This window comes from Ferrovibrio sp., assembly GCF_025869515.1.
Taxonomy (GTDB): Bacteria; Pseudomonadota; Alphaproteobacteria; order Ferrovibrionales; family Ferrovibrionaceae; genus Ferrovibrio.
This window is the reverse complement of the sequence record NZ_JAOZVR010000077.1, coordinates 47,720-64,269: the sequence shown is the minus strand read 5'-3', so window position 1 is coordinate 64,269 and position 16,550 is coordinate 47,720. Positions and strand designations below refer to the sequence as shown.

16 protein-coding genes are annotated in these 16,550 nt (G+C 65.7%); 7 read left to right on the top strand and 9 right to left on the bottom strand.

Annotated features, from left to right (window positions below):
* Nucleotides 1-29 precede the first annotated feature (29 nt).
* From OJJ21_RS12090 to OJJ21_RS12075, 4 genes are all read left to right on the top strand, one after another.
* Complete coding sequence (locus OJJ21_RS12090; RefSeq protein ID WP_297686542.1) at nucleotides 30-386, top strand: hypothetical protein; 357 nt, start codon at nucleotides 30-32, stop codon at nucleotides 384-386.
* Nucleotides 387-522: 136 nt separating this feature from the next.
* On the top strand, nucleotides 523-741 hold the full coding sequence (locus OJJ21_RS12085) for a hypothetical protein (RefSeq protein WP_297686540.1): 219 nt from the start codon (nucleotides 523-525) through the stop codon (nucleotides 739-741).
* Nucleotides 742-1,026: 285 nt separating this feature from the next.
* A complete protein-coding gene (locus OJJ21_RS12080; RefSeq protein WP_297686538.1) occupies nucleotides 1,027-1,362 on the top strand; it encodes a hypothetical protein in 336 nt (111 codons plus the stop codon).
* A gap of 223 nt (nucleotides 1,363-1,585) precedes the next feature.
* Complete coding sequence (locus OJJ21_RS12075; RefSeq protein WP_297686536.1) at nucleotides 1,586-2,926, top strand: hemolysin family protein; 1,341 nt, start codon at nucleotides 1,586-1,588, stop codon at nucleotides 2,924-2,926.
* A 634-nt stretch (nucleotides 2,927-3,560) separates the two neighbouring features.
* On the opposite strand, the gene OJJ21_RS12070 is transcribed toward OJJ21_RS12075, so the two are convergent.
* The 7 genes from OJJ21_RS12070 to OJJ21_RS12040 all read right to left on the bottom strand — a co-directional run bounded on the left by OJJ21_RS12070 (nucleotide 3,561) and on the right by OJJ21_RS12040 (nucleotide 10,458).
* Nucleotides 3,561-4,811, bottom strand: a complete 1,251-nt coding sequence (locus OJJ21_RS12070; RefSeq protein WP_297686534.1) for an EAL domain-containing response regulator — start codon at nucleotides 4,809-4,811, stop codon at nucleotides 3,561-3,563.
* A 49-nt stretch (nucleotides 4,812-4,860) separates the two neighbouring features.
* Complete coding sequence (locus OJJ21_RS12065; RefSeq protein WP_297686532.1) at nucleotides 4,861-5,589, bottom strand: phosphatase PAP2 family protein; 729 nt, start codon at nucleotides 5,587-5,589, stop codon at nucleotides 4,861-4,863.
* Between the two features lie 141 nt (nucleotides 5,590-5,730).
* Nucleotides 5,731-6,345, bottom strand: coding sequence for a peroxidase-related enzyme (locus tag OJJ21_RS12060; protein WP_297686530.1), 615 nt, complete (start codon nucleotides 6,343-6,345; stop codon nucleotides 5,731-5,733).
* 198 nt (nucleotides 6,346-6,543) lie between these two features.
* Nucleotides 6,544-7,653, bottom strand: a complete 1,110-nt coding sequence (gene aroC, locus OJJ21_RS12055; protein WP_297686528.1) for a chorismate synthase — start codon at nucleotides 7,651-7,653, stop codon at nucleotides 6,544-6,546.
* Nucleotides 7,654-7,681: 28 nt separating this feature from the next.
* Nucleotides 7,682-8,527 carry an enoyl-ACP reductase FabI gene (gene fabI / locus OJJ21_RS12050; protein ID WP_297686526.1) on the bottom strand — a complete coding sequence of 282 codons (846 nt, stop codon included), beginning with the start codon at nucleotides 8,525-8,527 and terminating at the stop codon, nucleotides 7,682-7,684.
* A 122-nt stretch (nucleotides 8,528-8,649) separates the two neighbouring features.
* Complete coding sequence (locus tag OJJ21_RS12045) at nucleotides 8,650-9,990, bottom strand: hypothetical protein (RefSeq protein ID WP_297686524.1); 1,341 nt, start codon at nucleotides 9,988-9,990, stop codon at nucleotides 8,650-8,652.
* A gap of 72 nt (nucleotides 9,991-10,062) precedes the next feature.
* Nucleotides 10,063-10,458 (bottom strand): hypothetical protein, encoded by a 396-nt coding sequence (locus OJJ21_RS12040; RefSeq protein ID WP_297686522.1) that lies wholly within the window; start codon nucleotides 10,456-10,458, stop codon nucleotides 10,063-10,065.
* Nucleotides 10,459-10,714: 256 nt separating this feature from the next.
* Here OJJ21_RS12040 and OJJ21_RS12035 point away from each other — a divergent pair, with 256 nt between their 5' ends.
* Entirely contained in the window at nucleotides 10,715-12,295 is a 1,581-nt protein-coding gene (locus OJJ21_RS12035) for a PAS domain S-box protein (protein WP_297686520.1), read from the top strand.
* A 30-nt stretch (nucleotides 12,296-12,325) separates the two neighbouring features.
* Here the strand turns inward: OJJ21_RS12035 and OJJ21_RS12030 are convergent, their stop codons facing one another.
* Nucleotides 12,326-14,095 (bottom strand): cation:proton antiporter, encoded by a 1,770-nt coding sequence (locus OJJ21_RS12030; protein WP_297686518.1) that lies wholly within the window; start codon nucleotides 14,093-14,095, stop codon nucleotides 12,326-12,328.
* 250 nt (nucleotides 14,096-14,345) lie between these two features.
* Between OJJ21_RS12030 and OJJ21_RS12025 the strand changes: the two genes are divergently transcribed.
* A complete protein-coding gene (locus OJJ21_RS12025; protein WP_297686516.1) occupies nucleotides 14,346-15,131 on the top strand; it encodes an FTR1 family protein in 786 nt (261 codons plus the stop codon).
* 66 nt (nucleotides 15,132-15,197) lie between these two features.
* Here OJJ21_RS12025 and OJJ21_RS12020 read toward each other — a convergent pair whose 3' ends face one another.
* Entirely contained in the window at nucleotides 15,198-15,488 is a 291-nt protein-coding gene (locus tag OJJ21_RS12020) for an SCP2 sterol-binding domain-containing protein (protein WP_297686514.1), read from the bottom strand.
* A 189-nt stretch (nucleotides 15,489-15,677) separates the two neighbouring features.
* On the opposite strand from OJJ21_RS12020, the gene OJJ21_RS12015 reads away from it, so the two are divergent.
* Nucleotides 15,678-16,550, top strand: a complete 873-nt coding sequence (locus OJJ21_RS12015) for an SDR family oxidoreductase (protein WP_297686512.1) — start codon at nucleotides 15,678-15,680, stop codon at nucleotides 16,548-16,550.

The following is a 16,550-nucleotide window of genomic DNA, read 5'->3' as shown; positions in this document are numbered from 1 at the left end:
CCGCAGCCTTGCGGCAAAGGAGTCACCCCATGACCGCTCTCACGGATCGCAAAACCACCTGGCAGGACCGTCTTGCCGAACAATGGACCACGATAAAACCGCTCGCCCTCATGCTGGCGCTCGGCCTCGTCGCCGGGCCGCTGATTTCCAACTACATGGGCTGGCAGGTGACGCGCGGGTATGCCGACCGCCAGAGCCGCAGCAGCGCAGTCGAGCAGCAGGCGATGGTCTGCTCGGCCATGGCGCAGGCCGAGACACCTGATACGGCCAAGCTGGGCTGGGCCGAACGCCGGACGATTGCCGAGAAATTCGCCGTCATGCCGGGGCGTGACGCAGCGGATTCCGATGTGGTGAGCGCCTGCAGCCAGCTGCTGGCCGCCTCCTGATCCCGCACCGCGTGTGATGTGGCGCTATGCCGCCGCATCGCCGCGGGCGAATTCTCACCGGATCGGGCCGAAATCGCCTATACTGCGCTGTATATTCGCCCAGGCTCAGGCCACAGCGTAACCAGGAGCCCTTTGTATGACTGCCCGCAGAATCCAGGCCGAAATCGATCAGAAACGTGCCCAGTTGCGCCAGGAAGTGACCCTGCAGCGCCAGCAGGCCGCGGCCGATGCCGCGCGCGATGCCGATGACCAGCGCGATGCCGTCACGGCAAAGGTGATGGAACTGCGTAACCTGCGTCTTGCCCGCGATGCCCGCCGCGCCGCCGCGGCAAAACCGGCCGAAGAAACAGTGTGACGCGCGCCGGCTGACGGTTATTAGCGCGACCTTGTATTCGGCGCCCCGCCACCCCATATATTATACATTGCCAGAGCCGAGTGCCGCAGCCTGCCGATCCGCGCTGCGGCTGCACGACATCCGCGTGGATGCCGTATCTGCCATTCACACCGCCGGCGCAGTTTTCGCATCATCGGCTCTTCGATGCGGATGCCTTCACTCTCGCGCCGTTTTTCCCTATCGCCGTCCAGCCGCCCTGCTGACTTGCAGCCGGCGGCGGCGCAGCATGATTGGAGGTCGTTCATCATGACATCGCGTACCATTACATCCGAAGATGCCCGCGCCCGCGCCGAACAGCGTTTCCAGAAAGCCTCGCAGCGCGAACGCGAAGCCGAGGCCGCGCAGAAGGCCGAGCAGGACCGGCGCAAGGCCACCGCCAACAAGATGGAGCATCTGCGTGCCCTGCGCCTGGCGCGCGAAGCCGGCGATGCCACGCCGGCACAGGCCGAAGCCGCCGCCGATAATGAAAAGCGCCGCGCCGAACTGCTCGGCATCGGCAAGCCGGCACCGGTCAAGCGCAAGCCGAGCATGCGGCCGCGCAAGGCCAAGCCGTCTGCTGTCGAGGCCGCCGAACTCATCTAAGCTATTGTATTCACCGCGTATGCCGGCGGCATGATGCGGCCGCCGGCCCTAGCGGGCCGGCGGCGCTTCGCCTATAGTGCCGCCGCTATGCCAGACCGACCTAGCGCGGGCGTTTCGCCCCAAGCCGGCCGCCGCAGAACAGCGCGCGTCGCCGCTTCCACACCATTCCTGCACCGACCGGCGCTGCTTCAGCCCTGGGTCCGTTTCCCTGCGCGAGGAGGCCATGTCGCTCGCGCTTGAACTGCTGCTGATCGTTGTCCTGATCCTGGTCAACGGCCTGCTGGCGATGTCGGAACTGGCCGTGGTGTCGGCGCGCAAGGCGCGGCTCGAAGCCATCGTGCGCAAGAAAGCGCGCGGCTGGCGCGGCGCGCGGCTGGCGCTGCAGCTCGGCACCGAACCCGGCCGGTTTCTCTCCGCCGTGCAGATCGGCATCACGCTGGTCGGCATTTTCGCCGGCGCCTTTTCCGGCGCCACGCTGGCCGAACGGCTGACCGCCTGGCTGGTGGCGCAATTCGGCATCGATCCGACCATCGCCAGTCCGGCAGCCTTCGCCGTCGTGGTCAGCATCGTCACCTATCTGTCGCTGATCATCGGCGAACTGGTGCCCAAACAACTGGCCCTGAAGAATGCCGAAGGCATCGCGGCCGCCATGGCGCCGGTGCTGCATATTCTGGCGCGCATCGCCGCGCCGCTGGTCTGGCTGCTCGACCGGTCTTCGCAGCTGGTGCTGCGCCTGATCGGTGCGGGCAAGGGCAATGCCGGCGCGGTGACGGAAGAAGAGATCCAGCATCTGGTGGCCGAGGCGGAAAGTGCGGGCACCGTCGAACCCGCCGAACGCCAGATGATTGCCGCCGTGATGCGGCTGGGCGATCGCCCGGTGCGCAGCGTGATGACGCCGCGCCACGATCTCGACTGGCTCGACCTGTCGCTGCCGCATGAAGAGCAGATGCTGCGCCTGCGCGAGACCACGCATCTGCTGCTGCCGGCCGCGCGCGGCTCGATCGATGAGCCGGTGGGCAGCGTCAGCGTGAAAGACGTGCTCAACCAGCTGCTCGACAGCGGCCGCGACGGCCTGGCGCAGGCCGGCATCACCAGCTTCGTGCGGCCGGTGCCGGCGCTGCATGAAAACGCCGACCTGCTCGCCGCATTGTCGCTGCTGCAGAAGTCGCCGGCCGGCATGGCCTTCGTCGTCGATGAATTCGGCAGCCTCGAAGGCGTGGTGACGGCGAACGATATTCTCGAAAGCATCGCCGGCAATTTCGCGCTGCCCGACGGCGAGGAGCTGCCCGGCGCGATGCAGCGCGAGGACGGCTCCTGGCTGCTCGACGGCCTGCTGGCGCGCGATGAACTGGTGGCCCGGCTCGGCATCACGCTGCCGGCCGAGGAAGACGACTATCACACCGTCGCCGGCTTTGTGCTGGCGCGCTTCGGCCGCCTGCCGGAAACCGGCGACTATGTCGAATGGCATGGCTGGCGCTTCGAGGTGGTCGACATGGATGGCCGCCGCATCGACAAGGTACTGGCGCTGCCACCCGTCGCGCCCTATGGCGCGCATGATTCATAGTTTTCGGGTCATAGTTTTCGGGCGCCCTATGGCGCGCATAATTCGTAAGCCGGCATAAACTGCACCAGGCGGAAACCGCCGGCCGGGTTCGCCGTTATGATCCGCAGGCGGAGTGAAATCCGCCGGCGATGCCGTGGCTGCCTCGTATGGGGCTGCCCGAAAAACGCACTTGTATGACAGCGGCTTACATAGCCGGCGCATAAAACGCGTCGCCCCGGGATCAGGGCGGTCCGGGCAAAAAAAGGGGCCGCACAAAAGTGCGGCCCAAGTCTAGGGAGGAAACGCCCGAGAAGGGCATGCAACAAACCGAAGCTTGTTGCAACGCAAAAACTATAGAAAGACCGTGTGCAGCGCAAGAGGAAAATCGGGTCAGGATGTCGCACCTTTAATATCAATGACTTGTGAAATTTTCTGATTCATTCATCAGGGTGCGCGACAGATTGTTTGCTCACATTTCATTGTGCAGGCGCGAATAATCCCGAAGTGTTGCGCCCGGAACACAGGCAGCCGCATTTTTAGCCAGAATGCTGGATGGGCATTTTGTCCACAGGGCGGCGGCGGCTGGTCGCGACTCGCCAGATTTTTTGCCTGGCCTTCCGTCCGGGAAGGTTGGGCTGGATTGGATGCCTGCGCCTCAGTCCCGGCGGCTGAGCCAGGTAGCGATCCAGCCGGGCAGCGCCTCGGGTTTGAGCGGTGGGGCGACGAAATACCCCTGGGCGACATCGCAGCCCTGCTCGGCGGCGCAATCCCAGTCGAGCCGGGTTTCGATCCCCTCGGCCACCGTGGTCATGCCGAGCTTGCGCGCCAGCCGCACCGACGAGCTGACGATGGCCCGCGCCGCCTGGTCCTGCGCCGCCATGCCGACGAACTGGCGGTCGATCTTCATTTCCTCGAAGGGGAAGCGCTGCAGCTGTTCGAGCGAGGAATAGCCGGTACCGAAATCGTCGATGGCGAGGTTGAAGCCTTTCAGCTTGAGCCGCGTCAGCACTTCCAGCGCCGCGGTCTGGTCCTCGATCAGCCGGCTCTCGGTCACTTCCAGCACGATATCGCCGGGCCTGAGGCCATGCTCGCTCACCGCAGAGGCGATGCGCTGGGGCAGGTCGAGGCGCGTCAGGTTGGCGGTCGAAAGATTGACCGCCATCTGCAGGCTGAGGCCTTCGGCGCGCCAATGCGCGGCGGCGCGCAGCGCCAGGCCGAGGATGGCTTCGAACAACGGCTCGGCGGCGGCGCCGTTCTCGGCCAGCGGAATGAACTGTCCGGCGCCGATCACGCCGCGCTGCGGATGACGCCAGCGCGCCAGTGCCTCGACGCCGACCGGCTGGCGGGTGGCCATCGCCACTTTCGGCTGCACCATGATCTCGATCTGGCCGAGCCGGATGCCATCCAGCAATTCGGCTTCGCTCAGGGGTTCGTCCGCATCGATGACAGCGCGCGCCCCGCCGGTGGCGAGCTTGCGCAGCAGGCCGGCGATGGCGATATCGGTGAGCGGCTTTTCAACGAAGCCGAGGATATTGAGGTTATGTGCGCGCGCCAGCGTTTCGGCGGTGCGCAGCACACGGGCGGATTCGGCGCTGAACAGGGCGATCTGGCCTTCATAGCCGCGCTCGGCGAGATGGCGCAGCACCTCGATGCCGTCCATGCCTGGCATGTTGAGATCGAGCAGCATCAGGTCGCAGGTCAGGCCGGCCGCCGCGATGCGGTCGAGCGCCGCGAGCGCGGCGGCGCCGTCGTCGCAGGTCTCGACAGTGCCGATGCCCTGGGCGCGCAGCATGGCGGCGGCCATGTCGCGCATCAGCTGCATGTCATCGACCACCAGAACGCGCAGGCGGGCGGGGTCGACGGCAGCCGGTTCGGCGGGCCCGGTTGTGGGATCAGGGGCAGACACAGCGTTACTCTCGGGTGCCGTCACGGCAGGGTCAAGCAAAACAGCAGGGTCAGGTGTCGCTGTCCGCGGCAGGCTCGCCTTCGACATCGCCGCGCCGCTGCAGCAGCGCCACCAGGCTCCAGCAGCCGGCCGCCCAGGCGCTGCCGATCATCCAGCCGCCCAGCACGTCGCTCGGCCAGTGCACGCCGAGATAGACGCGGCTGACGCCGACCAGCAGGGTGACGCAGACCGCCAGCAGCAGCAGGAAGGCCTTCAGGCGTTTGCGGCTTTCGCTGCGCGCCAGCAGGGCGGCGAGCGTGAGATAGACGATGGCGGTCATCATCGCATGGCCGCTCGGAAAGCTCGCCGTGTAGACCGTCATGCCATGCGGCACCAGGTCGGGCCTGGGCCGCTCGAAGCCGGCCTTCAGCAGGGTCGACATCAGCTGGCCGCCGGCAATGGCGGCGAACAGGAACAGCGCGCTGCGCCGGCGTCGCCGCAGCAGCAGATAGAGAATGCAGGCGGCGGTGATGAAGGCGAGCGGCCCGGTGCCGCCGAAGGCGGTGACGTCGCGCATCATCTCTTCCAGCCAGAGCGGTCCGAGCGGGTTGGAGAGGTCCTGCGGATTGCGCAGGCTCAGCAGCAGCCGGCGGTCGACATCGCCGGTCTCGCCTTCGAGGATTTCGTCGGCCAGCGCGACGAAGCCCCACAGCGCCAGTGCCGCCACCCCCGGCAGCACCAGCAAAGGCAGTTCAAAGCGGCCGAGGCGGGTGAGGAGAGCGGAGAGGGGATGGGGCATAACGAGGTTACTGATACAGAGACGTCATCATCATACAAATCGTCATGCCCGGGCTTGACCCGGGCATCTCGCGCCGCGCGGAGAAAGATCCTCGGGTCAAGCCCGAGGATGACAGGCTTGTATTGATGGCGGCGGTCCGCCTCACCGGAACGCGCCGTGATACTCGTCGTTGGGCTGCATCTCGATGGCGGCCGCCATGCGGTTGCTCATGTTGAAGAAGCTGGCGGTGGCGGCGATGTCCCAGATGTCCTTGTCGCTCCAGCCCGCTTTCCGCAGCGCCTCGCGGTCGGCCTCGACGATCTTGGCCGGCGTTTCGGTCAGCTTGGCGGCGAAATCCAGTGCGGCGCGCAGCTTCGGCGACAGCTCGGCGGCGCGGTAGTTCATCACCATCAGTTCGCCCAGCTTCGGATCGCCCGAAATCTGCCGCACGGCGGCACCATGGGCGGTCAGGCAGTAGAAGCAGTGGTTGATGCTGCTGACCACCACGGCGATCATCTCGCGCTCGAGTTTGCTGAGGCCGGACTCGCCCAGCATCAGCTCGTTGTACATCTCGGAAAAGCCGCGCAGCTTTTTCGCATCGAAGCTGTAGCTGAGCAGCACATTCGGCACGAAGCCGATCTTCGCGTCGCATTTGGCGAAATAGGCCTGGGTCGCCGGATCGAGTTTTTCGCGCGGCGGCACGGCAATTTTCAGGGCATGCGGCTTGGTGGTCTTTTTGGCGGCGGTCTTCTTCGGGGCAGCTTTGGCATTGGCCATGGTTTCCTCCTGGGCTGGCCCAACACTAGGGCGAAGTCAGGCGGGAACAAAGTCTTTGGCCAGGGGGTGTGGGTTACACATAAGCGGTCACCCTTGGGCTTGTCCCAAGGGTCCATCCCGACCATCCGTGTTTCGGAACGTGCAGATGGACCCTCGGAATAAATCCGAGGGTGACGATTTGTGTCGCTGAGCGCGCGATCAGCGCGGATCGAAGCCCTGTTTAAAGTCGCCGACCTGGCCGCGATGGCGCAGCAGATGGTCGGCCAGCACCAGGGCCAGCATGGCCTCGCCGACCGGCACGGCGCGAATGCCGACGCAAGGGTCGTGGCGGCCCTTGGTCATGATCTCGGTTTCAGTGCCGAAGCGGTCGATGGTGGCGCGCGGGCTGAGGATCGAGGAAGTCGGCTTCACCGCGAAACGCACGACGATGTCCTGGCCGGTGGAAATGCCGCCGAGAATGCCGCCGGCCTGGTTGGACAGGAATGCCGCACCGCCGTCTCTCAGGCGCATCTCGTCGGCATTGGCTTCACCTGACAGCGCAGCAGCGGCAAAGCCGGCGCCGATCTCGACGCCCTTCACGGCATTGATGCTCATCATCGCCGCAGCGAGATCGGCGTCCAGCTTGCCGTAGATCGGCTCGCCCAGGCCGGCGGGAATGCCGGAGGCACGCAGTTCCACCACGGCACCGACGGACGAGCCGGCCTTGCGGATGCCGTCGAGATAATCTTCCCACTCCAGCGCCGTTTTCGGATCGGGGCACCAGAAGGGATTCTGCGTCACGCTGTCCCAGCTCCAGGTGCTGCCGTCGATTTTCTTTTCGCCGATCTGCACCAACGCGCCGCGGATCATCACCTGCGGGCCGAGCAGGGTTTTCAGCACCTGGCGCGCCACGGCGCCGGCGGCGACGCGGGACGCGGTTTCGCGCGCCGAGCTGCGGCCGCCGCCGCGATAGTCGCGGATGCCGTATTTGCTCCAGTAGGTGTAGTCGGCATGACCGGGACGGAACTTGTCTTTGATCTCGCCGTAGTCCTTCGAGCGCTGGTCGACATTCTCGATCATCAGCATGATCGGCGTGCCGGTCGTCTGTCCCTCGAAAGTGCCGGACAGGATCTTCACAGAGTCGGGCTCCTGGCGCTGGGTGACGAAGCGCGAGGTGCCTGGCTTGCGCTTGTCCATCCAGTCCTGGATATCGGCCTCGGACAGCGCCACGCGCGGCGGCGCGCCGTCGATCACGCAGCCCAGCGCCGGGCCGTGACTCTCGCCCCAGGTGGTGACGCGGAACAGCCGGCCAAAGCTGTTATCAGACATGGGGGCTATTGTCAGACATGGCGCAGGCTTACTCGGCCTTCTTGCTGCCGAGCGAGAGCAGCAGGTCGGCGACCTGCGCGGCCTGATCGACCGCGACCATGCCGACGCTGTGATAGCCACTGTCGACATGATGCACTTCGCCGGTGACGCCGGAGCCCAGCTCGCTCAGCAGGTACAGACCGGCGCCGCCGACCTGCTCGATGCTGACATTGCGGCGCAGCGGCGCGTTCAGCTCGTTCCATTTCAGGATATAGCGGAAATCGCCGATGCCACTGGCGGCCAGCGTCTTGATCGGACCGGCCGAGATGGCATTGATGCGAATGTTCTTGCGGCCGAGATCGGCGGCGAGATAGCGCACGGAAGCCTCAAGGGCGGCTTTCGCCACGCCCATCACGTTGTAATGCGGCATCACGCGCTCGGCGCCGTAATAGGTGAGCGTGATGGCGGCGCCGCCATCGGTCATCAGCTTTTCTGCGCGCTGCATGACAGCCGTGAAGCTGTAGCAGCTGACATTCATGGTCAGTGCGAAATTTTCCGGGCTGGTGTCGATATAGCGGCCCTTCAGCTCGTTCTTGTCGGAAAAGCCGATGGCATGGACCAGGAAATCCAGCTTGCCCCAGGCCTTCTCCAGCGTGGCGAAGGTGGTATCGATCGAGGCGGCATTGGTGACGTCGCATTCCAGCACATGCTGTGCGCCGATACCGGCGGCCAGCGGCCTGACGCGCTTTTCCAGCGCCTCGCCCTGATAGGTGAAGGCCAGTTCGGCGCCATGGTCGTGCAGCGCCTTGGCGATGCCCCAGGCGAGCGAACGGTCATTGGCGACGCCCATGATCAGGCCACGCTTGCCATGCATGAGCGGTTGCGGTTGCGACATGAAATCCCTCTGAAGGCTGTAGCTGGCGAAACGGCCGGCGCAGCCTTGCCGGCGCTCCTGGCACGAAACACTGGGGCGGGAGAGTAACTGAAAGCCCGGTTCAGGCCAAGTCGGTTAAGCCATTATGGCGCAAAGAAAATCGGCGCCAGTTCAATGTCCGGCACGGGACCCGGTGCAGTCTCCGGTCCGGTATCGGCCGTCCAGCCCTGATCGACCGCCGCGATGCGGGCAATGCCCTGTTCCAGCGGCGCAAGGCCAAGGCCGGCTTCGGCCGCATCCAGCGCACCGGCAGTCAGCGGACCGAACAGGCCGTCGACCAGCAGCGGCCCGCCGCGATACGGCCGGCGCCGCGCATCCACCGCATCGGGTGCCGGCGCACCGGGCCAGAGCAGGTCGTTGAGGCCGCGCTGCAGCCAGCCGGTGACGCGATGGCGTGCCGCAGCGTCGCCGCCGAGATCCTGCTGCCAGCGGTCGAGCCGGGCGCCGAGGCTGGCCAGCTGTTCGCCGCGCCGACGTTCGGCAGCGCTCATCGCCGATGTTTCCGGCAGGTTCTGCCGCCGCGGACTGCGCAGCGGCCGGCCGGTGGCATCGGCCTCCTGCGGCGCATCGCCATAGAGATGGCGGTAGGTATCGCCGACCAGTCGAAAGGCATCGTCATGCCGGCGGTGCTGCGGCTTCAGATAGGCATCATGCGCCTGCAGGGCATGCAGATCGGACTCGCTCAGATCGCCCGGCGCTTTGGCCAGGGTGAAATCAAGCCAGCGCTGCGGTGTCGGCGGCAGCGTCGCGAACTGCGCGGCAAAAGACGTTGCCTGCGCAGACTGCAGCGGCGTTTCCGTCGTCGCATTGCCGTGAAAGCCTTCCGTTTCCATCAGGCCCTGGCTGGGCAGGGTCTCGGCATTCTCGTTAACCGCATCGCGGAAACGGCGATCGCTGACCGGTTTCCAGTCCTGCTGTGCCCAGTCGGAAATATCGGTCAGCGGCAAGCCGGTCGGCACGGCGATATCAGGCAGCACGACATTGGCGGGCAGGCCCCAGGCGCCGCCCATATCGGGCTGCAGCAGCGTCGGGAAATAGGCTTCCTTCGGAATGCCGCGCGTTTCGAAAACCGCGGCGTGATACTCCACGCTCTGCTGGCCGGTGATGCGATGATCGCCGCGCTCCTGCAGGTTGCGGTCGCGCTGTGCCAGATCGGCGGCCGCCACCGCGTTGCGGATGTCGTCGCGTTCGCTGTCGGTCAGCGGCCGGCCGCGCCGGTCGCGGGCGAAACGCTCCAGCCGTGCATTGGCAGTTTCGCCCAGTTCGCCGCGATTGCCGGCCGCATCCCTGGCCAGGCCGGCATAGGCGTCCTGTTTTTCCAGGGTCGCCCAGTAGCCATCGATGTCGCCGGCAGCAAGACGATCGCGCGCCTGGTCGAGCACGGCCCGCTGTTCGCGACGGGAGGGGCGGGGCTTATAGACCATTGGCAAAGCCCCTCTCGTATGATCTTGTTTTGTTCCAAATAGTCTTTTCAGTATAAAAGTTACGTAAATCAGTCAGTTGATGAAGAGGGCGACGCCGCCCAGGAGGGCCATGGCGAAGAGGGATAGGCCGGCCGGGCTGATCATGATGGCGGTCGCGATGCCCAGCCCGATCCAGTATTTCCGGCGCCGCTCCGGGGCCACGAACTGGCGCACGAGCCAGACGGCCATGCCGAACAGCAGCAGATAAGCGGCAATGCGCAGGCTGTAATAGACCGGCTTCTCATAGCCGGTGCCCCTGGTCAGCGTCTGGGCGCCGACGCCGATCACGAATTCCAGGCAGACCAGCAGGATGATGCCCATGACGGCGAACATCACGCCGGCGATCCAGCGCCATAACGGTTCGGAGCGCGGCAGGGTGGGGGCGGGCCCGGACGGGTTCTCCGGCATGCCGGCGGGCGGAGGCTGCATGGCTATCTCGGGTCAGTGTTGCAGGAAGGATAGCGGATCTCCGCGGGCAATGTCAATACATAAAGAGAACAAAATACGGCTAAATTTCCTATGCAGATCGCCCGACCCATGGTGGATGCCATGCAACCGGGAAAGCGGAGGCGGGCATGCCGGTCACGCATTACTGAAAGATAACCCCGCATAATCAATTGGATATGACGGCCAAGCTGGGTTTTTGCATTAGTAACGTTGGTGAAAAGGCAAAGAGGATCGGGCCGTGGATATCGGAGTTGGAGACCGCCAGCAGTGGCGCGCCGGTTTGCAGCCTGGCAGCGACAGCGAAGCGACGCTGAACAGCATCATCGAACATTCGCCGAGCGGCATGGCGCTGGCGACGCCGCAGGGCCGCTGCCTGCGCGTCAACCGGGCGCTCTGCGACCTGCTTGGCTACACGCCCGAAGAATTCTATGACCTCGATTTCCGCGCGCTGACCCATCCCGATGACATTGCCGATTCCGAAAACGCCTATCGGCTGCTGAACGACAACCAGACGGAACGGCACCATGCCGAGAAGCGCTACCGGCGAAAGGACGGCAGCTATCTCTGGGCTGCTGTGGTCTGGTCGGCCGCGCGCAGCGCCAGCGGCACGATGGCGAATATCGTCGTGCAGATCACCGACATCACCGCGCACAAGCAGCATGAAGCCGAGCTTGAGGAGCTGGCCGAATATCTCCGGCTTGCCATCCAGGCCAGCCAGATCGGCATCTGGTCCTACGATTTCGAAAGCCGCGAATTCATCGCCGATGCGCGGGTCTGGGAATTGTGGGGCCGCGATCCGCTGATACCGGACAACTCGGCCAATGCCTGGATGGCGCGCATCCATCCCGAGGATCGCGACATGGTGATGACGCGCTACAAGGCCGCGCTCGACGGCCATGGCAGCTTCGAGACCGAGCATCGGGTGGTGCTGCCAAACGGCCGCATCCGCCATATCCGCGTGCAGTCGGTGGTGCAGCGCCATGAAGACGGCCGGCCGCGCAAGCTGATCGGCACGAATGCCGACGAGACCGACCGGATCGAAATGGCGCGCTACCTGCAGCGGGCCAAGGACGAGGCGGAAGCCGCCAATCGCGCCAAAAGCATGTTTCTGGCCAATATGAGCCATGAATTACGCACGCCGCTGAATGCCATCATCGGTTTTTCCGACGCGATGAAATCCGGCATCGTCAATGTCACCAATGAATCGCTGGTGCGCTCCTATTCGGCCGATATCCATGCCAGCGGCCAGCATCTGCTCGGAATCATCAACGACCTGCTCGACCTGTCGCGCATCGAGTCGGGCAAGTTCACGCTGAACGAATCCAGTTTCGACCTGCGCGACGTGATCAACGATGTGGTCAGCGTGATCCGTCGCGAGGCAACGGCAGCAGGACTGAGGCTGGATTTCGATATCGCCGAGAACGTTCCGGCTTTCTGCGGCGATGAGCGCGCGGTGCGCCAGATCATGTTCAACCTGCTGTCCAATGCCGTGAAGTTCACTCAGCCGGGCGGATGCATCACCTGCGGCCTGCAGGCCGAGCCGCGCACCGGCCTGCGCCTGTGGGTGTCCGATACCGGCATCGGCATCGCCGCCGCCGATATTCCGCGCCTGATGCAGCCCTTCGCGCAGATCGACAATGTCTACAAGCGGCAATTCCAGGGCGCCGGCCTCGGACTCGCCATCGTGCGCTCGCTGGTGGAAATGCATGGCGGCGCGGTCGGCATCGCCAGCACGCCCGGCAAGGGCACCACGGTCAACGTCATGCTGCCGGCCGACCGGATGATCGCTTTCCCTGCGGCTGCGACCGGGGCGCCGTAACGCGGCCGCCGCGCCGGCGGCCGATCTCTCTCAGCCCGGACGGCCGCCGCGGACGGCGCGTTTGACGGCGGCGGTACGGATGCGCTCCATGCGCTGCCGCACGGCTTCATCCGGCAGGCCGGTCTGTTCCAGCGCCATGGCGCCGAGCTGCAGCGAGGCTTCCTCGGCCTCGGCCACCACATCGCTGGCACCAAGGCCGCGCAACTGGTCGGCATGCGGGATATCGCGGGCACGCGCCAGAACCGGCAGGGCCGGCCACGCGCTGCGGGCCGCACTGACCAGACGGCCGGCCGCCACGGGATCGTCCAGCGTCACCACCAGGACCTGGGCCCGCGCGGCCCCCAGCTTGCCCAGCAATTCGCCGTGGCTGGCATCGCCGTAATGCACCGGACGGCCGGCGTCGCGTTCGCGGGCCACGGTCATGGCATCGTGGTCGAGCGCCGCCCAGGGGATGTTTTCACTATCCAGCACGCGCGCCACCGTTTGCCCGACGCGGCCGAAGCCGCAGATCAGCACATGGCCTTCCAGGTCTTCGTCATCGCGTCCGGCAATGCCGTGATCGCGCGTGGCCGTGCGATGGCCGATCGCCTGCGCCAGCCGGCGCCCGAGCTGCGCGGTCAGCGGTGTCAGCGCCATCGACAGCGACACCACCAGCAGCATGAACTGCGCGACGTCGAGCTGCAGCAGGCCGAGCCGTTCGGCCAGGCCGACGACCACGAAGGCGAATTCGCCGCCCTGGCCGAGCAGCAGCGCCATTTCCAGCGCCACGGCGCGGCCCTGGCCGAACAGCAGCGCCAGCAGGCCGATGATACCGCCCTTGAGCACGAACAGGCCGATCACCGAAACCAGCACCCAGCCGGCATGATCCAGCGCCACGCGCAGATCGATGCCCATGCCGACCGACAGGAAGAACAGCCCGAGCAGCAGGCCCTTGAACGGCTCGATGCTGACCTCGACGGCGTGACGATATTCGCTTTCCGCCAGCAGCAGGCCGGCGAGAAAGGCACCGAGCGCCATCGACAGGCCGGCTATTCCGGTGGCCGCTGCCATGGCGATCACCACCAGCAGGGTCAGTGCCATGAAGAGTTCGGGGCTTTTCGCCGCGCCGACCAGGCGATAGAGCGGCGCCAGCAAATAGCGGCCGAACAGCACGATGCCGCCGATGGCCAGGGCGGCGCCGAGCAGCGTCTCGCCCAGCTGCGGCAGCAGCGTGGCATTGCCATCCGCGCCGGGCTGGGCGGCGGCGAGGAAACCGAGCAGCAGCAGGATCGGCACCACGGCCAGATCCTGCATCAGCAGCATGGCGAAACTGGCGCGGCCCATCGGCGTGGCGCTGCGCCGCGTCTCGACCAGCAGCTGCATGACGATGGCGGTGGAGCTGAGCGCCAGGCAGCAGCCCAGCACGATGGCGGCCGGCGCGGCATTGCCGAACAGCATGGCGATGCCGGCGATGGCCGTCCCGGTCAGCAGAATCTGCCCGAGGCCGAGACCAAAGACCAGCCGGCGCAACTGCCATAACCGATCGAGCGACAGTTCAAGGCCGATGGTGAAGAGCAGGAACATCACGCCGAATTCGGCGATCAGCCGCACGCCGTCGATGTCGCCGATGGTGACATAGGCCAGGGCGGGCAGCGTATCGGCGAACAGGGCGAGGCCGAAGGGCCCGATCGCCAGCCCGACCATCAGGAAACCCAGCACCGGGCTGACGCGCAGGCGGTGGAAGACCGGCACGACAATGCCGGCGGCGACCAGAAACACCACCAGTTCGCGGAGATAGGGAATCGCCTCGTTATGCTCCATATCTGACCTTTGCCCTGCAGCGGCCCGGAGGTCAAATGGTTGCCGGCACTGGCAAAGCTGCCGGCCCGCATGCCGTCGCAGCGCCATGCTATGACCGTGAAGACAGGCTGCCGGCAGGCTGGGCGTGACAAGGGTCAAAATCCGGCGCGCGGCGCGGCGATTTGTCACCGGTGTCGGTCTTGTGGTTGCGAAAGCTTCGCAATAGCGTCGACCCCGCCCCGCCTGAAGCAAACAAAGGAGAGCCGCCGTCATGCTGTCGGTCGCTGTCGACTCATTCTTCATTCTGCTGCGCGAAGGGTTGGAAGCCCTGCTGGTCATCGCCGCCCTTGCGGCCTTTCTGCAGCGCGCGGGCGAGGGCCATCGCCGCGGCGCCCTGCTCTGGGGCAGCGTTGCCGCCCTGCTGGCCAGCCTGGTGGCGGCCTGGATCTTCTACCGCTATTTCGGCGGCGCCCATGACGATCTGACCGAAGCCGTCGTGATGTCGGTGGCGGCGGTGCTGCTGCTGTATGTCAGCGGCTGGCTCTGGCTGCGTCGCGACCCGGAAGGCTGGAAGCGCCGCCTGCAGCAGCAGACCAACCGCGCCCTGCAGGCCGACGGGCCCTGGCTGCTGGCGGGGATCGCTTTTCTGGCCGTGTTCCGCGAAGGCGCCGAGACCATCCTGTTCCTGCATGCGGTGGCCGCCGAGGCGGAAACCGGCGTGTCGGGCATGCTGCCGGGCCTGACGGCGGCCGCCCTGCTGCTGGCGCTGATTTACCTGGCGATGACGAAACTGGCGCTGCGTCTGCCGCTGCGCCCGGTCTTCGCCGTAACGTCTGGCATCCTGTTCCTGCTCGGCCTGCGCTTCATCGGCGGCGCCCTGCTGGAAGTCCAGGAACTCGGCTGGCTGCCTTACGACGATGTCGGCCTGCCGGCCTGGGCGGTGCAGGCCGGCTTCAATCCGACCCTGCAGGCGCTCGGCCTGCAGGCGGCGCTGCTGGCCGGCGCACTGCTGTTTGCCGCGACGCAGGGCCGGGCGCGCCGCGACGCCGCGGCCTGAGGCCGGCAATAAAAAGGCCGGACGGCATCGCTGCCGCCCGGCCTTTTCACATGCGGTGGATCGGGCTCAGCCGAGAATGGACTGCAGCTTCATCGCCACGCCCATATTGCCCTTCACCTTCAGCTTGCCCATCATGAAGGCGGTGGTGGGGTCGAGGTCGCCGCTGGCCAGCGCGGTGAAATTGGCCATCGAGATGGTGATGGTGCAGTCGGCGTCGCCATCTTCGTTGGTGACCGTGCCGGCATTGCCGTCGACGAAGATCAGGCCGTCATCGCCGAAATCGAACTTCACCGTCGCGTCGACCGCGCCGGGCTTCACACGCTGGCTCATCTGCTGGGTGATCTGTTCGAGCGACATCTCGGGCTCCGGATTTGTTATTGCTGCGTTTGGTATTGCTGCGGGCAGGGCGAATTGACGTAACGTCATGCGCCATGCGGGTTTTTCGCACCCTATATTGACGCTTACGTTAGCGTCAAGTAGCGTTCAGGCACGATAAAAATAACGCAGCGGTTCACCACAGAACCGTACAGGGAGAGAAACAGTCCGATGCCCTATCGCTCGGTCTTCCGTGATGCCGTTTTCGCCGGCCAGGTCGTCATGGTCACCGGCGGCGGCTCCGGCATCGGCCGCTGCACCGCCCATGAACTGGCCGCGCTGGGCGCCAGGCTGGTGCTGGTCGGCCGCAAGATCGACAAGCTGCAGGCAGTGGCGGAAGAACTGCGCACCGATAATCCGGGCGCGGAGGTCGAAGCCTTAAGTTGCGATATCCGCGAGGAGGAGCGCGTCGCCGAGACGGTGAAGGCGGCGCTCCAGCGTTTCGGCCGTATCGACGGCCTGGTGAACAATGCCGGCGGGCAGTTTCCCGCGCCCCTGAGCCAGATCAGCCAGAAGGGCTGGGATGCGGTGGTGCGCAACAATCTCACCGGCGGCTTCCTGGTGGCGCGCGAATGCTACACCCAGTGGATGGCCGATCATGGCGGCAGTATCGTCAATATCGTCGCCGATATGTGGATGGGCATGCCGAATATGGGCCATTCCGGTGCGGCACGCGCCGGCATGGTGAATTTCACCGAAACGGCGGCCACGGAGTGGGGCGTTTCCGGCGTGCGGGTCAATGCCGTGGCGCCGGGCTGGATCGCCTCCAGCGGCATGGACACCTACCCCGACTGGATGAAGCCGCTCATTCGCGACATGCGCAACCATGTGCCGATGCAAAGGCTGGGCAACGAGGCAGAAGTCTCGGCAGCCATCGTTTTCCTGCTCTCGCCGGGCGCCAGCTTCATCAGCGGCACGACCCTGCGTGTGGATGCCGCCGTGCCGAATGCGCGCCGGCATTATCCGCTGCCCAAACACAACAATGCGCCGAAGCCGTTCGACGGTTTCCACCGCGCCGTGACGCCGAAAGTGCTGGAGGACTAG

Bases quoted from the DNA above. Each gene is read 5' to 3' on its own strand.
- OJJ21_RS12080 (WP_297686538.1), top strand. From the start codon at position 1,027: ATGACATCGCGTACCATTACATCCGAAGATGCCCGCGCCCGCGCCGAA.
- fabI (WP_297686526.1), bottom strand. From the start codon at position 8,527: ATGTCGCAACCGCAACCGCTCATGCATGGCAAGCGTGGCCTGATCATG.
- OJJ21_RS12040 (WP_297686522.1), bottom strand. From the start codon at position 10,458: ATGCAGCCTCCGCCCGCCGGCATGCCGGAGAACCCGTCCGGGCCCGCC.
- OJJ21_RS12020 (WP_297686514.1), bottom strand. From the start codon at position 15,488: ATGTCGCTCGAACAGATCACCCAGCAGATGAGCCAGCGTGTGAAGCCC.
- OJJ21_RS12060 (WP_297686530.1), bottom strand. From the start codon at position 6,345: ATGGCCAATGCCAAAGCTGCCCCGAAGAAGACCGCCGCCAAAAAGACC.
- OJJ21_RS12025 (WP_297686516.1), top strand. From the start codon at position 14,346: ATGCTGTCGGTCGCTGTCGACTCATTCTTCATTCTGCTGCGCGAAGGG.
- aroC (WP_297686528.1), bottom strand. From the start codon at position 7,653: ATGTCTGATAACAGCTTTGGCCGGCTGTTCCGCGTCACCACCTGGGGC.
- OJJ21_RS12065 (WP_297686532.1), bottom strand. From the start codon at position 5,589: ATGCCCCATCCCCTCTCCGCTCTCCTCACCCGCCTCGGCCGCTTTGAA.
- OJJ21_RS12015 (WP_297686512.1), top strand. From the start codon at position 15,678: ATGCCCTATCGCTCGGTCTTCCGTGATGCCGTTTTCGCCGGCCAGGTC.
- OJJ21_RS12090 (WP_297686542.1), top strand. From the start codon at position 30: ATGACCGCTCTCACGGATCGCAAAACCACCTGGCAGGACCGTCTTGCC.
- OJJ21_RS12030 (WP_297686518.1), bottom strand. From the start codon at position 14,095: ATGGAGCATAACGAGGCGATTCCCTATCTCCGCGAACTGGTGGTGTTT.
- OJJ21_RS12085 (WP_297686540.1), top strand. From the start codon at position 523: ATGACTGCCCGCAGAATCCAGGCCGAAATCGATCAGAAACGTGCCCAG.
- OJJ21_RS12075 (WP_297686536.1), top strand. From the start codon at position 1,586: ATGTCGCTCGCGCTTGAACTGCTGCTGATCGTTGTCCTGATCCTGGTC.
- OJJ21_RS12045 (WP_297686524.1), bottom strand. From the start codon at position 9,990: ATGGTCTATAAGCCCCGCCCCTCCCGTCGCGAACAGCGGGCCGTGCTC.